The 22,380-nt window shown below is 43.9% G+C and carries 16 protein-coding genes and 1 riboswitch; of the genes, 5 read left to right on the top strand and 11 right to left on the bottom strand.

What is annotated here, in order from left to right; genetic code table 11:
• Positions 1-2: 2 nt before the first annotated feature.
• Positions 3-1,061, bottom strand: a complete 1,059-nt coding sequence (locus tag MuYL_RS20715; RefSeq protein WP_094572368.1) for a hypothetical protein — start codon at positions 1,059-1,061, stop codon at positions 3-5.
• A gap of 7 nt (positions 1,062-1,068) precedes the next feature.
• On the bottom strand, positions 1,069-2,280 hold the full coding sequence (locus tag MuYL_RS23350) for an autotransporter outer membrane beta-barrel domain-containing protein (RefSeq protein ID WP_157741015.1): 1,212 nt from the start codon (positions 2,278-2,280) through the stop codon (positions 1,069-1,071).
• A 543-nt stretch (positions 2,281-2,823) separates the two neighbouring features.
• On the opposite strand from MuYL_RS23350, the gene MuYL_RS20700 reads away from it, so the two are divergent.
• Positions 2,824-3,315 (top strand): hypothetical protein, encoded by a 492-nt coding sequence (locus tag MuYL_RS20700; RefSeq protein WP_157741013.1) that lies wholly within the window; start codon positions 2,824-2,826, stop codon positions 3,313-3,315.
• Entirely contained in the window at positions 3,291-3,941 is a 651-nt protein-coding gene (locus MuYL_RS20695) for an IS3 family transposase (protein ID WP_094572364.1), read from the top strand. The genes MuYL_RS20700 and MuYL_RS20695 overlap by 25 nt, the downstream gene beginning before the upstream one ends.
• A 46-nt stretch (positions 3,942-3,987) precedes the next feature.
• Here the strand turns inward: MuYL_RS20695 and MuYL_RS20690 are convergent, their stop codons facing one another.
• Positions 3,988-5,043: an ABC transporter permease gene (locus MuYL_RS20690; protein ID WP_094572363.1), complete on the bottom strand. Its 1,056-nt coding sequence runs from the start codon at positions 5,041-5,043 to the stop codon at positions 3,988-3,990.
• A 61-nt stretch (positions 5,044-5,104) separates the two neighbouring features.
• The gene (locus MuYL_RS20685; protein ID WP_094572362.1) at positions 5,105-7,498 is read right to left on the bottom strand and encodes an ABC transporter permease; all 2,394 of its coding nucleotides are present in this window, start codon (positions 7,496-7,498) and stop codon (positions 5,105-5,107) included.
• Between the two features lie 329 nt (positions 7,499-7,827).
• Here MuYL_RS20685 and MuYL_RS20680 point away from each other — a divergent pair, with 329 nt between their 5' ends.
• Positions 7,828-10,323 (top strand): M1 family aminopeptidase, encoded by a 2,496-nt coding sequence (locus MuYL_RS20680; protein ID WP_094572361.1) that lies wholly within the window; start codon positions 7,828-7,830, stop codon positions 10,321-10,323.
• 134 nt (positions 10,324-10,457) lie between these two features.
• On the opposite strand, the gene MuYL_RS20675 is transcribed toward MuYL_RS20680, so the two are convergent.
• Positions 10,458-11,855: a voltage-gated chloride channel family protein gene (locus MuYL_RS20675; RefSeq protein ID WP_094572360.1), complete on the bottom strand. Its 1,398-nt coding sequence runs from the start codon at positions 11,853-11,855 to the stop codon at positions 10,458-10,460.
• Between the two features lie 141 nt (positions 11,856-11,996).
• Positions 11,997-12,059: riboswitch (Fluoride riboswitch) on the bottom strand.
• Between the two features lie 124 nt (positions 12,060-12,183).
• Between MuYL_RS20675 and MuYL_RS20670 the strand changes: the two genes are divergently transcribed.
• The gene (locus tag MuYL_RS20670) at positions 12,184-14,016 is read left to right on the top strand and encodes a glycoside hydrolase family 35 protein (RefSeq protein WP_094572359.1); all 1,833 of its coding nucleotides are present in this window, start codon (positions 12,184-12,186) and stop codon (positions 14,014-14,016) included.
• A gap of 252 nt (positions 14,017-14,268) precedes the next feature.
• On the opposite strand, the gene MuYL_RS20665 is transcribed toward MuYL_RS20670, so the two are convergent.
• The 3 genes from MuYL_RS20665 to MuYL_RS20655 form a co-directional block, all read right to left on the bottom strand.
• Entirely contained in the window at positions 14,269-15,135 is an 867-nt protein-coding gene (locus MuYL_RS20665) for an aldose 1-epimerase family protein (protein WP_094572358.1), read from the bottom strand.
• A gap of 185 nt (positions 15,136-15,320) precedes the next feature.
• Positions 15,321-17,759 carry a bifunctional YncE family protein/alkaline phosphatase family protein gene (locus tag MuYL_RS20660; protein ID WP_094572357.1) on the bottom strand — a complete coding sequence of 813 codons (2,439 nt, stop codon included), beginning with the start codon at positions 17,757-17,759 and terminating at the stop codon, positions 15,321-15,323.
• Between the two features lie 141 nt (positions 17,760-17,900).
• Positions 17,901-18,410 carry a YdeI/OmpD-associated family protein gene (locus MuYL_RS20655; RefSeq protein ID WP_094572356.1) on the bottom strand — a complete coding sequence of 170 codons (510 nt, stop codon included), beginning with the start codon at positions 18,408-18,410 and terminating at the stop codon, positions 17,901-17,903.
• 193 nt (positions 18,411-18,603) lie between these two features.
• Here MuYL_RS20655 and MuYL_RS20650 point away from each other — a divergent pair, with 193 nt between their 5' ends.
• Positions 18,604-19,026, top strand: a complete 423-nt coding sequence (locus MuYL_RS20650; RefSeq protein WP_157741011.1) for a nuclear transport factor 2 family protein — start codon at positions 18,604-18,606, stop codon at positions 19,024-19,026.
• 92 nt (positions 19,027-19,118) lie between these two features.
• Here the strand turns inward: MuYL_RS20650 and MuYL_RS20645 are convergent, their stop codons facing one another.
• From MuYL_RS20645 to MuYL_RS20635, 3 genes are all read right to left on the bottom strand, one after another.
• Positions 19,119-19,778 carry a GDSL-type esterase/lipase family protein gene (locus MuYL_RS20645; RefSeq protein WP_094572354.1) on the bottom strand — a complete coding sequence of 220 codons (660 nt, stop codon included), beginning with the start codon at positions 19,776-19,778 and terminating at the stop codon, positions 19,119-19,121.
• A 64-nt stretch (positions 19,779-19,842) separates the two neighbouring features.
• Positions 19,843-20,343 (bottom strand): cytidine deaminase, encoded by a 501-nt coding sequence (locus MuYL_RS20640; RefSeq protein WP_094572353.1) that lies wholly within the window; start codon positions 20,341-20,343, stop codon positions 19,843-19,845.
• Between the two features lie 123 nt (positions 20,344-20,466).
• Positions 20,467-22,362 carry a DNA topoisomerase IV subunit B gene (locus MuYL_RS20635; protein ID WP_094572352.1) on the bottom strand — a complete coding sequence of 632 codons (1,896 nt, stop codon included), beginning with the start codon at positions 22,360-22,362 and terminating at the stop codon, positions 20,467-20,469.
• Positions 22,363-22,380: the final 18 nt, after the last annotated feature.

The following is a 22,380-nucleotide window of genomic DNA, read 5'->3' as shown; positions in this document are numbered from 1 at the left end:
GGCTACTTTCTCTTCAGCTTCTCAATTTCCTTTTGTTGCTCGGCTACCCTTTTGTTCAATTCCATCAGGTACAGCGTCAGCTCCTCCACCTTTTTCAGCAGCGCCATGTTCATCTCGCCCACGTTGATGCCGCCCTTCTCGAATTCCGCCGCGGTCGGAATGTCGGGCAGGTGGTGGTTCTTGTCCGTATAGGCCCTGACCTCGGCAAGCGTGGGCAGGCGATAGTCCTTCTCGAAGACATAGTCGGGTGTAGGTACGCTCGTATCGACCACGACTGATCGAGCGTGAACCGTGCCGTTCACCGTTAGCTTCTGGTCGGGATTCATCGTGCCAATTCCGACGTTCCCCGCACTATTGATGCGCATAGCCTCCGCGACAACGTCAGCGCTTGAAACGTCAAATGCAATCCCAACTTGCGACGAGTTTGCAAAAGTCAAGCCGCGCACTGCGGCATACCTGGTAGTTGGATTGGTTGTCTTATTGCCCAAAAAGCGAACTTCTCCCTGGTTGGTAGTGCCCGCGTCCGCGGTGTTGAACGCGAGAATGTTGTTGGTGCCTCCGGAAATTTGAAGGTTGTAGAGAGGACTGACAGTACCAATCCCCACATTGCCGCTGCTGCTGATGGTCATGCGCTGAAGTGGGCCATTCGCGGCGTCGCTTGTAAAGAACGATAGCTTGCCGGGAACGAACGTTGTTCCGGCGGCTCCATCCTGGCTCGCGTTGATTCGGGCGACGAAGGCATAGGCCGGCGTCGCACTTGCGTTTACCCCCTTAAAGTCAACCAGCCCTATGTTGTCACCGTCATTTGTTGTCGTCAGGCTCCCGACTGCCGTCCCCCGGGACTTGTTCAATATGATAAATGCCCCCGCGCCGCTGTTGGAGGAATAACCAGCAACGTTGACTGACGGCGCGGACGCCCCGGCTCCAACCTTTTGAATGTCAAGCGTCGTTGCGGGACTCGATGTCCCGATGCCTGCGTTGCCAGTCGCCGGAAACGTGTTCTGTGCCTTCGAGTAAAGGGCGGAGGTTACAATAATTAGCGTGGTAAATAGTCTTTTCATGAGAGCTTTATTTTTTGTTCGTTGTTTTTGATAGCCTGTTCAGTCGTTGCTTAAGCTGACTGATTTGTTGCTGCTGCTTGTCAAGGCGCCGGTTCTTCTCCCTGTCCTCCCTGTCCTTTTTGATCAGGTACAGCGTCAGCTCCTCCACCTTTTTCAGCAGCGCCATGTTCATTAGGCCAAGGTTAATGCCCTTCTGTTGAATTTCTGCCGCATTCGGCACTCCGGGTAAATGGTGGTTTTTGCTCACGTACCTCTCGAGGTCGGCAAGCGGGCTCAGGTCGTAGCCCTTGTCGAAAACGTAATCGGGTGCTGGAACAGTCGCGTCCACAGTCACCATTGTGGAATGCACGGTGCCGTTGACGGTTAGCTTCTGGTCTGGCGAGGCAGTACCTATCCCCACGTTGCCGGCGTTGTCTATCCTCATTTTTTCCGTGGAGGTCGTCGAGCCGTTGCTTGCCGTGGCAAACGTCAGGTAGGAGCCCGTGTTCGAGGAAGACCACGCCTCGGACGAAAATGAGGCGATCTGGCTCGGGTACCGGTACGTTGATCCGAAGTAGATGCCGCCAAATCCGACAAGGCCGAGCCGCTGGTCGGCTGCTGTGGGAATCGCTGGCGCAGCCGCCAGCAAGCCGCCGCCGGAGGCAGTTCCCAGCGCGGCTGCGTTAAGCGAGCGCAGCCCGGTGGTTGCGCTGGATCCCAGAATGTCCAATATAGTAGCGGGGGCAGTCGTGCCAATGCCCATGTAGTCATTGCTGCCCAGGGTCAAGACCGTATTGGCTGACTTGTTGTTGACGAAGCGCAGGTTGTTTGTTGAGCCCGTCCCTCCGACCAACGTGAAGTCGGATATGGAGCCCGCCGTCCCGGTTCGTATCCTCGCATATGAGCCGAAGCCGGTCGGGCTGTCCATAATGAGGCCGGAATTATTGGCGGACCCTATCGTCACGTACTGTGAAGGAACGATTGTAAGGTTGCCTGCTGGGTTTATCGTCAGATTGCCCAAGGAAGAGGTGGTGAACGAGGAGAAGTGAGTGGCATCATAGGACAGGCGCAGCTGCTCTGCCGTCGCCTGTGACTCGAGCTTGGCATTTGGAGAAGCGGTGCCAATGCCGACATTGCCGGTATTGGTGTTGCTGATATTGCCCGGTCCGGGCGTCCACTGCGCGCTGCATGTCGTGGCAAGCGCGATGTATGCGACGGTCGATAGTAGGAATGCTTTCATGTAATGGCGGCTTTGGTTTATTTACAAGGTATTAGGAAGGTAAACATGGCTTCCTCGCTTCCCCCTGTCGGGACGCGCGATCTTGAGAACGAGAATACGGGTTGTCAAATGCCGATTCCGGCTTTGATGAATTGTTTTCATCGTGAAAGGGTTAGATTCGGGCATCGTTATGCCCGTCAAATTTCGATCAATATAATAACTTTTATCCGAAGTTCGACGTCGAAAGTTATTTTTTTGCGCAGCAGCGTGCCCGCCCGGAAGCCTCTTGCAGTCCGGGCGGGCACGGGCTCCTGACGGCTACCTGCCGTAGGAATGGCGCCAGTACTGGTACTGTCCCCTGTCTTGTCCTGAAATAGGTTTACACAACAGTAAACAAAATGGAGAGATATTCAAAAGTTTTTGGGAGTAAATGGCAGAGTCAGTACAGTGAAGAATTTAAGCGATCAGTTTGCCGGGAATATTTAGATGGTCAAGAAGGTCTTAGAGCACTTGAACAGAAATATAATTTAGGTAATAGCAGGATCTCGGCTTGGTTGAGATCATTTGGCTGGGAGACAAAAAAGACAATTTGCCTATCTTCGCATATTATGCCAGCAAAGAGTGATCCGGGTATCCCAGCTGAGGACAGCGCATCTTCCAACTGCTAAAAAAGCAGTTGGAAGATGCTTTGCTGGAAAAAGAGCTCTATCGCAAAATGATAGAAGTAGCCGAAAGAGATCTGAAGATCAATATCCGAAAAAAGTCCGTTACCAAGTAATCCGTGAGACTAAAGACAGCTATCCTGGGGTCAGCCTGGTGAAATGCTGTTGCTTACTTGGTGTTAGCCGGCCGGCTTATTACCAGCACTTTTGGGAAGCAGAAGCTATCAGCTTCGAACAAGAAATCGTACTTAGTGAAGTAAGGAAATTAAGAGCCATACATCCTATTATTGGTGGCAAAAAGCTGTATGTTTTATTGTATTCCTTTTTGCTTGAACATCAGATAAAGATGGTAGAGATGCTCTTTTTGACCTGCTTGCTGCTCATTATCTGTTAGTTCGTAAAAGAAGACGAAGAGTATACACAACCCAATCCTTTCACTGGCTAAGAAAGTATCCGAATTGTATAAAAGAGATCATTCCCACCAAAGCAAATGAAATATGGGTATCAGATATTACCTATTACCGAACAAAAAAGGGCTCTGTTTATATTAGTTTTATCACAGATGCCTATAGCAAAAAGATCGTCGGGTATCATGCAGCAGATACTTTAGAAGCGGTTCATACGCTTAGCGCTTTACAAATGGCAATTAAAGAAAACGGCCAGTCATTAACTGGTTTAATACACCATTCCGACCGCGGAGCTCAATATTGCAGCTATGATTATGTAAAGCTATTACAGGACAATAATATTATTATCAGCATGACTGAGAATGGCGATCCTTTGGAAAATGCAATCGCAGAAAGGATCAATGGAATTATGAAACAAGAATACCTGGAACATCACATGCTGAACAATAAAGAAGAAGTTATGGAGCTATTAACAGCTTCGGTAAATATTTATAATAAACAAAGGCCGCATATGAGTTGCAATTTGCTTACGCCTGAAATGGTACATCAAAACAACATTGCTGTACAACGAAATTGGAAAAGTTATTATAAATCAAAAAATGTGGATCCGTAAACCTATTTTAGGACTAATAAATAATGTAAACCTATAACAGGATTAATCAATTAACCTGTAAACTTATTTTAGGACGATACACCCCGTCGGCCGCGGAGACGGGCGTGGCGTACGACAGCACCAGCACGAGCGAGTGCGCGTCAATGGAAGCCACGCCAATTTCCCTCGCCCGCTTTACAGATTGTGCGGTTGTGAGGTTCATGAAATTGATACAGGCTATCAGCAATACAAAAACGGCGATAATGCTAAATAGCCGCACATATTCGATCCGTCCGCCGGTTATTTCACCATTAACAAAGTTGGAATGCAGGTAAACTTCATTAAATTTTTGCAGTGCATGCTCAACCCGGTATGATTTACTGCGTTTGCTATACGTTTCTAAAATATGCGTCATTTTGCGGTTAACCGATAAAAAATCGACGTCCTTACGCAGTTGTATAAAGGTTAGCGGGCCGCTGTTATCCCAGTGTTTTGAACCGGGATATTCAGCGAGGTAAGCATCCCAGTTTATTAGGTATTCGAATTTACGCGATGCGCTTTCCGGCAGATCTTTAAAAACGGCAGTGACAATAAAGTCCTTTTTATTTTCAAAACGGATAGTTTTCCCGATGGCATTACCAGGACCTGCGAAAAACATAGTAGCCATTTTTTGAGAGATGGCAATATTCAGTGGCGAGTTTAAAGCATCATTAACAGATCCTTTTATAAGCGGATAACTGAACATTTTAAAAACATCGGCCCCGGCAAATGTGCCGCTTAATTTTAAAATTTTGTTATTGGCCCTGAATGTGTGATTGTCGTTCTCATCGCCCATGTTTATAGCGTATTCAACCTCCGGCAGTACTTTTTTTAATTCTTCACCAAGTAAGGCAGGAGTGTCATAATTGCCATCTATTTTATGGTCATAATATTCTCTTTCGTAAACTTTATACAAACGATCGCCGTTGGTGTGATACGCGTCGATACTTAACTCATTTTGCACCCATAATAAAATCAATAAACTACAGGTAAGGCCAACAGCCAGCCCCGAAATATTTATGAACGTATGCGCTTTGTTTTTTACAAGGTTACGCCAGGCGATTTTTAAATAATTCTTTATCATGTTTAGTTCATAGTTAATGGTTCATAGCCGTAAATTCAACTAATCTCTGGCCTGTAATCACTTACTCAGTCTTCAAACTATTCACCGGGTTCATGAGCGCGGCCTTTATGCTTTGGTAACTGACAGTCAGTATAGTTATAATAATAGTCCCAATTCCTGTGCCCACAAAAATCCACCAGGACAGGTCAGCACGGTATTTGTACCCCTGCAACCAACCGTACATGAAGTAATAAGCTGTAGGTATCGCTATCAGTAATGAGATGCTTACGAGGATGATAAAATCAACAGACATTAAGCGCCATAAACTGAATATGGAGGCCCCCAGCACTTTCCGTACACCGATCTCTTTGATGCGTTGTTCGGCCATGAAGGACGCCATTCCGAATAAGCCCATGCAACTGATGAAGATAGCCAATAAGGTAAAAAAACCTGCAAGCTTACCCACACGTTCCTCGTTTGCAAATTTCCTGGCATACTCCTCGTCTGTAAACCTGTAGTCGAACGGGCTGCCGGGATCGTACTTTTTAAATGCCGCTTCTATTTTAGCCAGTGCCTCACGGGTGCTCACCTTTGGATTTAAGCGAATATCTACCAGATTCCCTATGCCATTGTCCAATACAAATATGCTGGGTTTAACAGGTTCATAAGGCGAAGACATTACCATATCCTTTACCACGCCAATCACCGTAAATTTTTTACCCCAATCAATTATTTCGCCTACCGGATGTTTGAAATTCATGAATTTTGCAGCCGACTCATTCAAGATCATAGCTGAAGAATCACTTATAAACTCTCTTGAAAAATCGCGGCCATCCAAAATTTTCCATTGCGCAACTTTACCAAATTCCGGTGTTAAACGGATTGTCCCAAAATCGTCCTGCAGATCGGGAGCCTTGCCCCGCCATTTTAAACCGCTGTTGTTGGAGTAAACATCGGTTAAGGGGCTGCCCGACTCGGCCATCTCTATAATTGTACCGCTTTGAAGCAAATCGTTGCGTACTGCAGCAAAGTTTTTGTGGATTCCGTCGCTTTTCATTCCCATTTGTACAAGGCCAGTACGCTCATAGCCAACCGGCCTGTTTTTGGTATGCTGCACCTGCCTGAAAACAATAATGGTACCTATAATTAAAGTAACCGAAACAGTAAACTGCAATACTACCAATACTTTACGGGGTATTGCAGCAAACCGGCCGGCTTTAAAGGTGCCTTTTAATACCTTTACCGGCTGAAAAGACGACAGGTAAAATGCCGGGTAGCTGCCCGAAATTAAACCCGTTATGAGGCTAAAGCCTATGCCGATTATCCAAAAAACCGGACTGGCCCAAAGGATAGTCATAGTTTTATCGGCTACCTGGTTAAACCAGGGTAGTATCAATAAAACAATTACTATAGAAAACAGGAACGCAAATACAACTACCATTAACGATTCACTAAAAAACTGGACGATTAGCTGGCTGCGGAGCGATCCAACTGTTTTGCGAATCCCCACCTCTTTCGCCCGCTTTTCTGACCGGGCGGTGCTCAGATTCATAAAGTTGATGCAGGCAAGCAATAAAACAAACACGCCAATAATGCCAAACATCCACACAAATTGTATGGCACCGCCCGTGTTAATGCCATCCTTAAACTCCGAATATAAATGCCATTTGTCCATAGGATGTAAAAACACTACAGGTTTGAATGATGCACCCACATTGTCGCCCTGTGCGGCAATATTTATAGCTTTAAGCTTTTTAATCCGGGCATCAACCTTATCAATAGTTACATTTTGGTTTAGTTGCGCAAAAATCTGGAATGAGTTATTTCCCCATTGCGTTTGGGCCTGTTTTACCCATTGCTGGCTGCTTAAGTACAGGTCCCAGGGAAGTATAACTGATAGTTCATTAAAACTTGTATTATGCGGTAGGTCTTCATAAACCCCGGTAACCTTAACCAGTTGCTTATTATCAAGCTTAATGGTTTTGTCCATAGGATCATCGTTCCCGAAAATGGCTTTTGCAACTTTATCCGAAAGCATAATCGATGAAGGGTCTTTTAAAGCCCTCCTTGTTCCTTTAAGCATTTTCAGGGATAACATATCCGGCGCATCAGCCTGCATATAGCTACCCTGCATTGTTATCTTTTTATCGCCGTAGGCCAATATGTGATCATAATTCCAACTGGATAGTACCACGTATTTAAAATCACTGTGGTAATCCTTACCCAGCATAGTTCCCAATGGGATGGGCATCGCAATTTGGCTGCCCACCTTACCGTTAAACGTTTGGTGCTGCCATACCTGCACTATCCTGTCATGGTTCTGAAAGTATTTATCATAAGATAGTTCGTCCCAAATCCACAGGCCGATAAGCATTGCTACGGCCATGCCAACAGATAATCCGGTTATATTAATAATCGTATGCGCTTTATTTTTTATGAGGTTGCGCCAGGCTACTTTTAAATAATTTTTTATCATAACAGGTTTATTTGATTAATCAATAATAAAACACATGCCATTTGATTAAATAGCTTATTATCAGTTGTTTATTATTATAATAATAACTTATTGTTGTTCGGATTCGGACGGTGTCTGTACGATTTTGACGGACGAGTCCAGATCAGCGTTGTAAACTTTACCACCGGTTCAAATGGTTGCGGGCAAAAAATAAACCGGGCACTTAGTGTAACAAAACCGGCAGATTCTTCATCATAGCTTTTATAAATAAAACTTTATAATTTAGCTTAACAATTTAGTTCAAACTGACCTCATTTATCTGTTAATTATTAAACGTCATATTCATCATTATGATAAAAACTAAAACTATTTCAGCATTCGTGCTTTCAGGCCTTTTTGTGGGTTTGACAATTGCAGCCACTGCGCAGACCACACAGCCTGCAGATCCTGCATTAAAGATCTACAGGGCCACTCCTCCCAAAATCAATGATCTTGTACACACTAAACTTGATGTACGCTTTGATTATAAAAAGCGCTATATGTATGGTAAGGAATGGGTTACACTAAAGCCGCATTTTTACCCCACCGATACCCTTAGGCTCGATGCCAAGGGTATGGACCTTAAAACTATTGCGGTTGTAAAAAACGGCAAAAACGTCCCTTTGAAATTCAAATATGAAGACAGCCTTTCTGTAAACATCCAGCTGGATAAGGTTTATCATAACAATGAGAGTTATACACTTTACATTGATTATACAGCAAAACCTAATGAAATTAAACAACACGGAAGCGCAGCTATTACCGATGCCAAAGGTTTATACTTTATAAACCCTGATGGCACCGAGAAAGACAAGCCCACCCAGATCTGGACGCAAGGTGAGTCAGAGAGTTCATCGTGCTGGTTCCCTACTATAGATAAGCCGGAGCAAAAAACTACCGACGAGATCAGTATGACCGTCCCTGCAAAATATGTTACGCTGTCAAACGGTCGCCTGGCAGCGCAAAAGGTAAATGCAGATGGTACCCGCACCGATACCTGGAAACAGGAATTGCCGCACTCGCCGTATTTATTTATGATGGCAGTAGGCGATTTTAAAATTTATAAAGACAAATGGCGCAACAAAGAGGTAAGCTATTACCTGGAGCCTAAATACGCACCCTATGCAAAACAGATCTTCGGGATGACCCCTGAACTGATTGAGTTTTACTCAACCACATTGGGTGTTGATTTTCCATGGTATAAATATTCGCAGATTGTAGTGCGGGATTACGTGAGTGGCGCAATGGAAAATACATCGGCTACCCTGCACGGAGAATACGTACAGGAAACCCCGCGCGAATTGATAGATGCAGGATATGATGCCGGCCGCAGTACTATAGCCCATGAGCTGTTTCACCAATGGTTTGGCGATTTTGTGACTGCCGAGAGCTGGAGCAACCTGACTGTAAACGAATCATTTGCTGATTTTAGCGAAATGCTTTGGGCTGAACACAAATATGGCAAGGACGAAGCCGACGCACACAGCAACGATGCTATGCAAAGCTATTTAGGATCGCCTGATGCTAAAACCAAGAACCTGGTTCGTTTTCACTATAACAACGAAATGGACATGTTTGATGTGGTAACCTACCAAAAGGGTGGGCGTATATTAAATATGCTTCGCAATTATTTAGGGAAAGACGCATTTTATAAAGGCTTAAACATTTACCTTAAAACCAATGCTTACAAAACAGGCGAAGCACAACAACTGCGCCTGGCTGAAGAGGAAGCCAGCGGACTTGATTTAAACTGGTTTTTTAATCAATGGTATTACGGTGCCGGCAACCCGGAGCTGAAAATTAGCTATAAATATGATGAGGCTACAAAAACCGAAACTGTTTATTTAGCGCAAACCCAGGAAGGTCAAATATTTAAATTGCCTATGGCAATTGATATTTATGCCGGTGGCAAAAAGAACCGTTACAAAGTTTGGATGAACGATAAAGCGGATACGCTTAACTTCCAGTCGGCAACTAAACCTGACCTGGTAAATGTTGACGGTGACAAAGTATTACTTGCCAAAAAAACAGACGATAAAACCCTGGACGAGTATGCTTTCCAGTATTTTAATGCCCCATTGTACATGGACCGTTTTGAGGCCATTACTTTTGCAGCCACTCACCAGTCTGACAAAGCCGGGCAAAAAGTAATAATTGCCGCTTTAAAGGACAAATATTATGGCTTGCGGATAAAAGCGATCAAGGCATTAAATATGAGCAATGATGAAATTCACAATGCAGCATTACCCGTATTAGCATCATTGGCACAAACAGACGAAAATACCCTGGTGCGCGCCGCCGCTATCACCGCATTAGGTAAACTGAAAGCCTCGGGCAATTTAACCCTCTTTAAACAGGCATTAACCAGTCAGTCATACGCTGTACAGGGTGCAGCCCTTAATGCAATCGCCTTACTGGAGCCGGCACAATCTGTAGCGTTAGCAAAAGGTTTTGAGCAGGATAATAAAGGCGCACTCAGCCAGGCAATTGTTACAGTTTATGCTACCAATGGCGACGGTGAGCAATGGCCGTACGTTTATCAGAAGTTTAGTGATGCAGGTCCGCAGGCTAAATTTGCGCTTACCCGCAGCTTTGCCGCAATGACAGGCCGCGTTGAAAAGCCGGAATTTGCCCAGCAGGGGATTAACGCGATAAAAGATCTCGGCGTTAAATACAAACAATTTGGCATTGGCCCTTTTATTACCGGTTTATTAACAGACATTAAAACCGCACGTACAAAATTGAATGATGCTGCATCTGCAACCGCTGCGGATGATGCCATTAAAGCAGTTAATGACGCCAAGTAAGTAGCTGGCAATAAATAATAATAAGCAGTTGACGGTAGTTGATTTTTCAATGCCGGCAACTGCTTTTTTTATGACCTGTTTTTTATGCTCCCACATTAAAATTAACTTCATCCGGGTTATAAAAAACAGCTTCTCTATTTGCGGCTCTTATTTTTTAAGGATATTTGGTATTTCCTTAGTTTTTCGTGCATGTATCCACGCCTTTTGGTAGCGCCGGCAATAGAATCATCATTAAAGGAATCATCCAAAATTTTGGGGACAGCAATCCCTTGGGAACCATAGATGCCGGAGGTACCGCTAAAAAAGTAAGCGGTAAAACAAGCTATGGCGAATAATAATATATGCTCGCCGCCAAACAGTTCAACGCCCATAAAGGTACACGCCAGCGGAGTATTGGTTGCACCGGCAAATACTGCAATAAAGCCCAGTGCAGCAAACAAACCAACAGGTGCGTTTAATAAAGCCGACAAGGTGTTACCCAGGGTTGCACCAATGTAGAATAATGGTGTAACCTCACCGCCTTTAAATCCGGTTGCAAGGGTTACGGTTGTGTAAAGGGTTTTCCAAAGCCAGCTCCAGGTATCAGCGCCACCGGCGTTAAATGCGGACGGTATGGTAATGGCGCCAGGGTATTCTGCGTCCACACCAAGGCTCAGGTAGTCCGGCTTGCCATTAATAAATGTAAGCCCTATTATTATTAACCCGCCCAATACAGGGATCATCCATTTGTGTTTAAATAGCTTAAGGCAAATGCTTTTTATTTCATGCACCATGCCCGCAAACAGGGCGCTGGCCAAACCAAAAATAACGGATGCGATAATTACTTTGCCAAGTAACAGCAGATCGAAATGAAAGAAGTTATTCCAGTAGCCGGTTGTCGCCGGCATAATTGCTATGTGATATTGGGTATGCGTTACATGCCATGCACCAACGGTAATATCTCCAATTACCGCTGCTATTAAGGCCGGAAATAAAGCATCATATTTAATCCGGCCAATAGTTAATACTTCCATAGCAAAAATTGCACCGGTAACAGGTGTGCCAAATACCGCGCCGAAACCGGCTGCAACACCTGCGATGAGAATCAGTCGCATATCTGCACCGGTTAGCTTAAACCATTTACCAAACGTAGCGGCAATGCTTCCGCCTATCTGCACGGCGGTGCCCTCGCGCCCGGCCGAGCCGCCAAATAAATGAGTGATGATGGTAGTTAACAGGATAACAGGGGCCATTCTTTTGGGGACGCCGCCTCCTTCCTGGTGAATTTGCTCAATAATTAGGTTGTTTCCTTTTTCTGAAGATTTGCCAAACGTTTGATAAATGAAATGAATCAGCACACCGGCAAGCGGCAAAAAAAATAACAGCCATTTATGATCGAACCTGAAATGAATTGCTGTGGCAAGCATCCATAAAAAAAACGCCACCACGCTGCCAATAACTATAGCAACAGGAACGGTTATAATGGTCCAGCGAATCAGGTGCTTTACAATTGCAAAGTGTTCTTTAAAGGGGATAGTCCTGTTTTCGGTCATTACTGTTTAATGGCTTTAGGTTTAACAAAATGTCGGGCAATAAAAATCCATCCGGCATTTCCGGGATTTGATCAGTATTAAGTATGGAATTTAAATTTTTCACCCACAAACTTTATATCAACAAGCTTTATTGCTCTTGATTATGTTGCAGGCGTCATCAGCGAATGCGGTTTTTAAAAGGAAGACACCATTTCCTGATGCAAGGTAAATTTTATTTTTAATTTATAAAAATTTTTGGCTAAACAAATGTGTTCCCCATGCAAATTAATGTATTTGCGACATTTATTTTATTTTACTAATTTGCCTAACCAATTAATAAACATATTAGATGAAAAAACTTGCCTTTCTGTTTGTTGTATTAACAACGCTTTCAAATCTCTGCAGTGCCCAAAAAGCCAGCCACACTTTTGCGCTGGGCGACTCGACATTTTTACTGGATGGCAAGCCGTTACAGCTCATTTCGGGCGAGATGCATTGTACCCGAATTCCGCGCGCTTACTGGCGGCAACGGATGAAAATGGCGAAAGCCATGGGTTTAAACTCGATTGGAACCTACGTTTTTTGGAATGCGCAGGAACCTGAAGAAGGGAAATACGATTTTACCGGTAATAATGATATTGCTGAATTTGTGAAGATAGCCAAAGAAGAAGGCTTGTGGGTAGTGCTGCGCCCAAGCCCCTATGCTTGTGCTGAATGGGAGTTTGGCGGTTACCCATGGTGGCTGTTAAAAGATAAAGCGCTGAAAGTGCGCAGTAAAGACCCTAAGTTTTTAAAATACTATCGTGATTATATTATGCAGCTGGGCAAGCAATTGTCGCCTTTGCTGGTAACTAACGGCGGCAATATTTTGATGGTGCAGATAGAAAACGAATACGGTTCATATAGTAATGATAAAGAGTACCTGGACATTAACCGTAAAATATTCCGCGAGGGTGGGTTCAGCGGTTTACTGTTTACCTGCGACGGGCCGTCACAATTACCGGCCGGTTATTTGCCGGGCTATTTACCCGCTGTTAACGGGTTGGATAATCCGGCCGAAGTTAAAGCCCTTATCAACAAATACCATGATGGGAAAGGTCCTTATTATATAGCCGAATGGTACCCGGGTTGGTTTGACAGCTGGGGAACACCTCATGCCGGCAGTAATGCCGATGAAGATGCCAAAAAACTGGATGAGGTGTTATCGGCAGGCATTTCTATCAACCTTTATATGTTTCACGGTGGTACCACGCGCGATTTTATGAATGGTGCTAATATGAACAAAAAAGACCCTTACGCCCCGCAAACATCCAGCTATGATTATGATGCACCGCTTGATGAATCCGGCAAACCAACCGCCAAGTTTTACAAATTCAGGGAGGTGATACAAAAGCACCTGGCTGCCGGTAAGAAGTTGCCTGAAGTACCGGTAACAGGTAAAGCTATCGCAATTCCAAATATTAATTTGGTAAGCAGGGCTGCTTTATTTAATAACAAAGGCACGCCTGTTTCGGCTGCTGCACCGCTTTGTTTTGAAGACCTTAACCAGGGATATGGCTTTGTGCTATACCGCACCACGTTAAAAAACGCGGCATCCGGTCTTTTAAAAATTAAAGAAATGCGGGACTATGCCACCGTGTACCTGAATGGTAAACGCATCAGTGTATTAGACAGGCGGCTTAAACAAGACTCGCTGCAAATTACCGCAGCAAAAAAAGGAGACGTTTTAGATATACTGGTTGAGAACAATGGCCGTATTAACTACGGGCCGTTCCTGATAGATAACCGCCAGGGGATTACCGAAAAGGTTACTTTAAACGAAACAGAGCTTACCGGCTGGAAGATGTATAAATTTCCATTTAGTGATGTAAATGGGTTTAAATATTCAAATATTAAGGATACTAACGAGCTTCAGCCCGCGCTTTACAAAGGAGTATTTACTTTAAATAAAGTGGGCGACACCTATCTTGATCTGCATGGTTATGGTAAAGGCTTCGTGTTTTTAAACGGGCACAACCTTGGTAAGTACTGGAATATTGGCCCGCAGCAGACGATTTACATTCCGGCTTCATGGCTTAAAGCCGGGGTAAACGAAATTGTTGTGTTTGATGAGCTTAAGGGCGGGCATACCAAAATTGCCGCTTTGGATCACCCTATATTGAATGAGTTGCCTAAGGAATAACAACATTAGACGCAGCACTGCATCGCCGGTAAGTAATTATTATTGCTTACCGGTTTTTGCTTAACTGGTAAATGTTATAAGTGTCCGGTATATATTTCTGTTTGATATTGAAAGCTCACCATTCCATTTACATCCCACCTTGTAAAAGCATCCTGCAACACGTCAAGAAATTTTTTGCCTTCCACCGAGTTTTGCGGGGCGATGTACGATTAGGAACATACATTATTTGTTTCAGACAAACATTATATTTTCTTAAACACTAATAAAATATGCCGCTTCAAACACATGCCCCGGTTTTAAATGTTGCATATCTTCTTTTTGGCTAATGTCAACATGTTTACCAACGGTATCGGCGCAGCCAAGCCAGGGCTCAATACACACAAAATCGGCCCCGGGTTTGGCCCAAATTCCCAAGTAGTTAAAATGCGGAAATTCTACTGATAATGATTGCTCGTGTTTATCACTCTTAATACATACCTCTCGCGATTTATGATCCTTAAAAACCAGGGCATCGGCATTAAACAAATCCCTTGTTAAATAAAGGCGGTTTTTTGGTGTTGGAACGGGTTGGGTTTCACCATTAAAAAAACCATCTGCCGAAAGAAGATGCGTTACCAGTTTTTCGTCAGTTTCAAACTCCAGGTAATAATCTTCATACTTTTCGCCTTCATTGAACGGAACCCGGAACGCAGGATGGCCGCCAACAGAAAAGTAAATGGTTTTTTTATCGTGATTAATGAGTTTGTAAGTTAAGCGCAGTGCATTATCTATTAACGTATACAGAACCTGGAAATCAAATTTATAAGGGTAAACCTGCGATGTGGTTTCGCTGTTCGGGAGTGAATAAACGGCATGGACTTCATCGCTTTCCAGCAAAACAAATTCCGACTGACGCGCAAAACCATGCCTGCCCATGTGGTAGGCGTTACCCTCAACCATTAACTCGTCTTTTATTAAACCGCCAACCACCGGGAACAGGTTTGGCGCGTGCCAAGGCCAAATGTTTGGGTAGGCCTGCCATAGGTGCTCGGTTTGAGTTACTTTGTTATAAACAGAAGTGAGCTGGGCTCCCTTTGTGCTTACGGTTACTTTCAGAAATTCGTTTTCTAATAGGGCCATGAGGGTTGATGTATTGCTTGTAAAACTTTCTAAATTAGGAAATTGTTTTTAAAAAGGGAATGATGCATATCATGAGATGAGTGATTATAAAAAACGGTCCGGCTGCAGGCCGAACCATTTAATATAATGAAGTAGATTCTGATTAATGGTATTCAAACAGCGCTGGTGGTTGAGAACCTGCCCGGTTAATCGTCATCGTTCTTTTTTTTCTTCTCCAATATTACAAATGCGCTCCGTTTTGGTGCCGGCATAACTGCATTTTCTCCTTTTACATATTTCCAGATCACCTCATTAAGGGCTAAATCAGGCACAGCGTCTTCTTTGGAAAAATTAAAATGTGCTGATTTAAGGCTGCTTTTATTATCGGCAACATTACGTTGTTCCAAATTAACCTCTGCCGGTTTCAACTTGTACGAAGATAGGTCGGCCTTGCCGGTAAAGCACTCAAACATAGGCATAGCAGCTGCATCATACTGGCTCATAGGCGGCAGACCTAATATCAGCTCAATGGTGCGCAACACGCCGGATGTGGAGTACATATTATGGATCACCGCATTGCGTTTCACATAAGGGCCGGCAATATAAACCGGTGAACGGTGGGCATCAATATGGTCGGGGCCGTTTTGGGCATCGTCTTCCAATACAAAAACAACAGATTCTTTCCAGATAGGGCTTTGAGATAGGTGTTCAATAAAGCGGCCAACGCCCTGGTCGTTATCAGCAACGGCGGCAATGGGGGAGATGGCCCCTTTTTTTTGCCCGCTGGTATGATCGTTGCTAATTCTTATCGTGTTAAATTGCGGTACGGAATTTATGCTGCGGAGCGAATCAAAATCATGCGCCCAAACTTCATAACGCTTTATGTCAGTAATATCCAGGTTAAAGCCTGGTGCCTGCGCACAGTAATGGTCCTTTAACGCTTTAATATTTGGTTTGCCGTCATCTACAAACTCGCCATAGGTACGGTAGCTTATACCTGCTCTTTTACAATAGTCCCAAATATAGCCGTCGCGCGGGTCGCCTGCCTTACGGGTGCCTTCACTGTCATAATTGCCTCCGCGGCCACCATAGCTGGTTGGCCATGTTTTTTCAATAAAGTCTGTAGCGTAAGCTGCCATGCTCCAGTTATGCCCGTCGGCACTTACCTCGGCATCTACATAAAAATTATCCAGCAAAACAAATTCGTTTGCAATTGCATGCAGGTTTGGCGTTACCTTGCTGCCGAAAATACACAGCGACGTATCGCCGTTGCCCTTCGGTATATCGCCTAAAACCTGGTCGTAAGTGCGGTTTTCTTTGATGATATAGAAGACATATTTAATGGGAGATTTATCACCCCGTTTTCTTGGAATCGGGTTGCCGGCCTCACCGGCGGCATTTGCTGCAATCTTATTATTAAAAGGGGTATTGGCGTAAACTTGCTTGGTATAAGCTTTAAGTTTTGTTTCGGCAGGCTCGTCAATAAAGGAAAGTGTGCCTTTAAATAACCCACCGATATATTGTTCCCTGCTATTTACTGCACCTTTTTGGTAACCGCTGTTGTCGGTTTTTTTAACCGGCTGTGGTCCCCGTGGGTTGGCCATCGAAGTAAAGCCTTTGCCATTAGCTACCAATATTTTGTTACCCAGTATCTTAACATTTGTTGGATACCAGCCAACGGGAATAAACCCCGCACTTTTGCTGCTGCCCGGATTGCCAACGTCAAATACCGCAAGGCAGTTGTTGTCGGCATTGGCGATGTACAACATTTTTTCATTGGCTGATAGCGCCAGTCCGTTGGTGGTGGAACCGGTTAGTTTTGTGGGATATAATGTAGTGGAGAATACTTCGGCCGTTTTTCGGGTAGCCGTATTGATGACCGAAACCGAATTGTCATTAGCGTTGGCTACAAATAACCAGGTGCCTTTTTTATTCAGCAGCAACTCATTGGGGTGGCTGCCGGTTTTTATGCTTCCGGTTAATTTGCCCGTGTGGGTATCATAACAGCAAACCTCTTCGCCGCCCCAAATGGAAATGTATAAGGTTTTTTCGTCGGGGGAGAGGATGCAGCTGTAGGCCTCGGCAGGTAATTTAACGCGGTTTAATATCTTATGGGTGGCAGGTTCAATTACGTAAAGCGCGCTGTCTTCTTTAGTTACCGTGTATAAGCGGCTGTTGCTTTTATTAACGGTGATCCCCGTTGTGCAGATCTTGTTTTTTGGCCAGGAGGCGCCGAGAATTATCGTATCAGCTACGCCTATCTTTTTGTTTTGAATGGGATATGCCAGGATGCGGTTGTCATTACCGCCCGATGCGTACAGCATTTTCTCATCGTGGCTAAAGGCCAGCCCATACCATGATTTTTTGATGATCCTTTCGTCAAGCAGCTTTTCCGTTTTAGGGTCTATCAATTGGATTGATTGTGTGCTTTGCCCGTTGTTGGTAACCGCCAGCAGTTTTCCTGATGCGGAAAGCTGCATGTTAAGCGGCAGATCACCAAGCGCAAGGGAACGCCCGGCCGTACTTAGCTTCCAGCCGTTAGGTAACAAAACTTGCCCGGTTTTTTCAATCTTTCCGGGAGTTTGCGCCATTGCCCCTGAGGTTACGCAGGCCGCAGTAATACAAAAGATGAGTTTTAGTTTCATAAGGTATATGATAAAACTCAAAAATAGTGATTGATTTTGATGGATTGGTAAGGTTAACAGAAAGTTAATGTTGGCACCTGTAGTGAAGGTTCCGGCTTTATTTATCTGGCCGGATAGGAATTGGAGGTTAACAAAACGTTACTAGCGATCTTTTTTCATAGCTCTAATCATTTGCCCGTAATCCCATTTACGCAACATGGCGTTAACCGTATTAATGATGCGTTTATTGCGGGTTTCATTTGTTTTAGCGTCATTGATCCATTTTATAAAATATTCCCGGTGCGATTTTGGCATTTGATTAAAAAAAGCGAAAGCCTCCGGTTCAAACTCAAAGCAGTCGGCGAGGTCATCGGGAAGTGCTATTTTAAAGTCCTTATCCTCTTCAATACTCACCTGCAGCATGGCGCCACAGTTTTTATGCAGGGCTTTCCTGGTATCGGCTTTTAGGGGGATAATAAAGTTACCGCCGCCCATAGGCAACAACGCAACCCCGTTAATTGCTAATCCATCAAGCATGCCTTTAACCCGGAACGATTTTTTAGTGCCGGGTTTTAATTGCTGCGCAATATCTGCGGATATTTCTATATACTGCCACCCTGTTTTCTCGCCCTGTTCGGCAAATTGCAATATGATGGTGCTAAATGTTACCATGCCATTTGTAAAATATTTAATTATAGGTACTTATAGTTGATGTTAAATAAATGTAAAGTGCATTTTGTAGCTTTTAAGCTAATCAATTTGCCAAATTGTTAAATGTTTGTTAAAACTCAAAATAGTTGTAACTATTCATTTCCTGGCGCTGTCTTATTACCAAATACATAATCACAACTTAAATTACAATATTATGAAAACTTTAAAATCAATTATGCTGGGCTTAGCACTACTGGTGGTATGCGGCGCAGCAAAAGCAAATACCACCGATGATAAATTAACTGCAAATTATGCAATCAATACATTTGTTGATGCAATGACGCACGGTAAAACAGCAGGATTAAGTGATGTTTTAGATAAATCGGCCGAGTTTAACATGGTGCGGGGCAAAACAGTACTTAGTTACAGCAAAACTCAAATGCTTGAATTTTTAAACAGCAACAAAAACATTGAACAAGCTTGTACTACCAGCACATCTGTTGTTGAAAGTAATGCAAGCGTGACCATTGTAAAAGTGGCCATGAAGTTCGACGGTTTTGTACGCAATAACTATGTGACCCTTGCCAATACCGGAAACGGCTGGAAAATCACCAACGTGTACAGCACTTTTAAATAAGAATTAGTTTTAGGTTTAGTTAAATAGTTTGTTAGTAAAAGGCTCCGTGGTGGGAGCCTTTTTATTTTTAACCGGTCTTTAAGTTTTAGTAACTACTTTACGTATGGTTCAAGTACTGCTTGCCACTTATTATAGCCTTTGCTATTAAGGTGCAGCATGTCTGCTTCAAATAATGAGGAATCAGGGATAGCTGTATTGCTTTTTAAAATTGATGAGCCAAGGTCAATAAACGTACTGTTGGGTTTGTTGTTAAGGTAATTTTTTATCAGCTTATTGGCGGTTTCAACCTCGGTAAAGAATTTTGCGCGGCTGGGGCTTGGCTTTATCGACATAAAATAGATGGTGGCGTCGGGCAGTTTTTTATCGATCATTTCCCAAAGCTTCTGAAATTCCTCAAAAACAAACCTGCCGGTTTTTCCGGCGGCAATGTCATTTTCGCCTGCATAAATAAAGATCTTACGGGGGTGGTAAGGGAACAATATGTAAGGCGTGTAGTAATCAACTACCTGCCATAATTCGCATCCGCCTACGCCACGCCTAATGATGGGCTGGTTCGGAAAGCGTTGCTCCAGGTCGGTCCATTTACGGATAGACGAGCTGCCGACGAAAAGGATGCCATTTTTAGGCGGAAACTTCAGGCTGTCCTGATGCTTAAAATCCCTGATTTCGTTATCGAACGGGAAACCAGCCTGGGCACGCAGTTGTGAGCTGAGGGCAATGCCTAAAAACAGTAAAATAAATTTAGCTTTCATAATTGGTTATCATCAAACTTACTAGTTTTTTAAACTTTGCAGGTTTGTCACATGGCTTTTACCGTTATCCCTTTACTTCGGTATTTAACCTTTTCTCAAAAAATAAAAAGGGTAAAAAACTGTCAACTCCATTCATTACCCAAACAGGGCCATCGTTACAGAATAAGATAATTTCTATCGGCTGGTTTTGTTTTTTTTCAAACTCGGCCAAAACCTGCAGGCATGACCCGCACGAGGTAATGGGTTGTGAAATTTCAAACTCATCGGTAGCGGCTGTTACTGCCATGGCCTCAATAGGATCATCAGCATGATTTGCGCCCCAATAAAAAAGGGCAACCCGCTCGGCACATAAACCCGATGGATAGGCAACATTTTCCTGGTTACTGCCATGAATAATTTTACCACTTTGTAAACGCAGCGCAGCACCCACTCTGAATTTTGAATAAGGCGAATGGGAGCCTTGCATTGCTTTAATCGCTTCCAGGCAAAGCGCACGCCCGGGTTTATCCAGTTCTGTTAGTGTTTGGTATTCTTTAAATGTTATTTCCAGCTGGTGTTCAGTCATCTTTATACCCCCTTTAAAAACGGGGGGATACAAGATAAGGATTTATTCAATATGATTTAAACAAAAAAGCTTTGATAACCTTTAAAATTATCAAAGCCAATCGTTGCTTCATTCAACCTGTCTTTACACAGCAACCGGTAATTCCACACTATCAACATTCTCGGCAACCAGCGGGTTAATGCTTTCGTCATCTTTTTCAACCCTTAGGTTATTGATGATATGCTGCTGTCTTACAGGTGTGTTTTTACCCATAAAGTACTCAAGTAAGGCTTTAATATTGGCGTCTTTCAATATAACCGGGTCAAGGCGAATATCTTTTCCAATAAATAATCCAAACTCATCGGGCGAGATCTCGCCCAATCCTTTAAATCGCGTTATTTCGGGTTTAACTCCCAGTTTGGCTATGGCATTACGGCGTTCTTCATCACTATAGCAATAAATGGTTTCCTTTTTATTACGTACACGGAACAAAGGTGTTTGTAAAATAAAAACATGCCCTGCCTTTACCAGGTCGGGGAAAAACTGCAAAAAGAAAGTCATTAATAACAGCCTGATGTGCATTCCGTCCACATCGGCATCGGTTGCTATTACAATATTGTTGTAGCGCAGGTCGTCAAGTCCGTCTTCAATATTCAGCGCATGCTGCAGCAGGTTAAACTCCTCGTTTTCGTAAACTACTTTTTTGGTTAGTCCGAAACAGTTTAGCGGCTTTCCTTTTAAGCTGAACACAGCCTGGGTCATAACATCGCGCGATTTGGTGATTGATCCGCTGGCAGAGTCACCTTCGGTAATAAACAAGGTTGTTTCCTGTTTACGTTCGTGGGTTTCGTCAAAATGCACTTTGCAGTCACGCAGCTTGCGATTGTGAAGAGAGGCCTTTTTAGCGCGCTCATTGGCCAGTTTTTTAATTCCGGCAATATCTTTCCGCTCCCGCTCCGATTGCATGATGCGTTTTAACAGGGCATCGGCCACAGCAGGGTTTTTATGAAGGTAGTTGTCCAGCTCTTTTTTAACAAAGTCGTTAATAAAGCCCCGCACGGAAGGCCCTTCGGGCCCAATATTTTGTGAACCGAGTTTGGTTTTGGTTTGCGACTCAAACACCGGCTCCTGCACTTTAATAGCAATAGCGGCCACGATAGATGCACGTACATCCGATGCATCAAATTCTTTTTTGTAAAACTCACGGATGGTTTTTACCACTGCCTCGCGAAAGGCGGCCTGGTGTGTACCACCTTGCGTGGTATTCTGCCCGTTTACGAAAGAGTAATATTCCTCGCCGTATTGCTGCCCGTGGGTCATGGCTATTTCAATATCCTCGCCTTTTAAATGAATAATTGGGTAGCGGATATTTTCGGCATCGGTATTTTTGGTGAGCAGGTCGTACAGGCCGCGCTCCGAAAAATATTTCTGATTGTTAAAATTGATAGTAAGGCCGGCATTAAGGAACACATAGTTCCAGATCATGCTGTCAACAAATTCAGGAATGAAGCGATAATGCCTGAAAATGGTTTCATCCGGCAAAAAATTAATAGCTGTTCCGTTGCGTTGTGTTGTTTCTTTTTCAGGCTCATCACGGATCAGCTCGCCTTTGGCAAATTCGGCCAGCTTGGTACGTCCATCGCGGTAAGACTGTACCGTAAATGAGTTTGACAGTGCATTTACGGCTTTTGTACCTACACCATTAAGTCCCACAGATTTTTGGAAGGCCTTGCTGTCATATTTACCACCAGTGTTTATTTTGGATACGCAATCAATCACCTTTCCTAACGGGATGCCGCGACCGTAATCACGAACAGACACTTTGTGATCGCTCATGCTGATCTCGATGGTTCTGCCGGCACCCATAACAAACTCATCTATTGAGTTATCAACTATTTCCTTCAGTAAAACATAAACGCCATCGTCATAAGCTGATCCATCGCCCAGCTTACCAATATACATCCCGGGCCGTAAGCGGATATGCTCTTTCCAATCCAGCGAACGGATACTATCATCACTATAAGTTACAGCTTCTGCCATTTAAATATTATATAATTA

The sequence above is a fragment of the Mucilaginibacter xinganensis genome (assembly GCF_002257585.1).
Taxonomy (GTDB): domain Bacteria; phylum Bacteroidota; class Bacteroidia; order Sphingobacteriales; family Sphingobacteriaceae; genus Mucilaginibacter; species Mucilaginibacter xinganensis.
The sequence above is the reverse complement of the archived record's forward strand: the minus strand, read 5'-3'. Positions and strand labels throughout refer to the sequence as shown.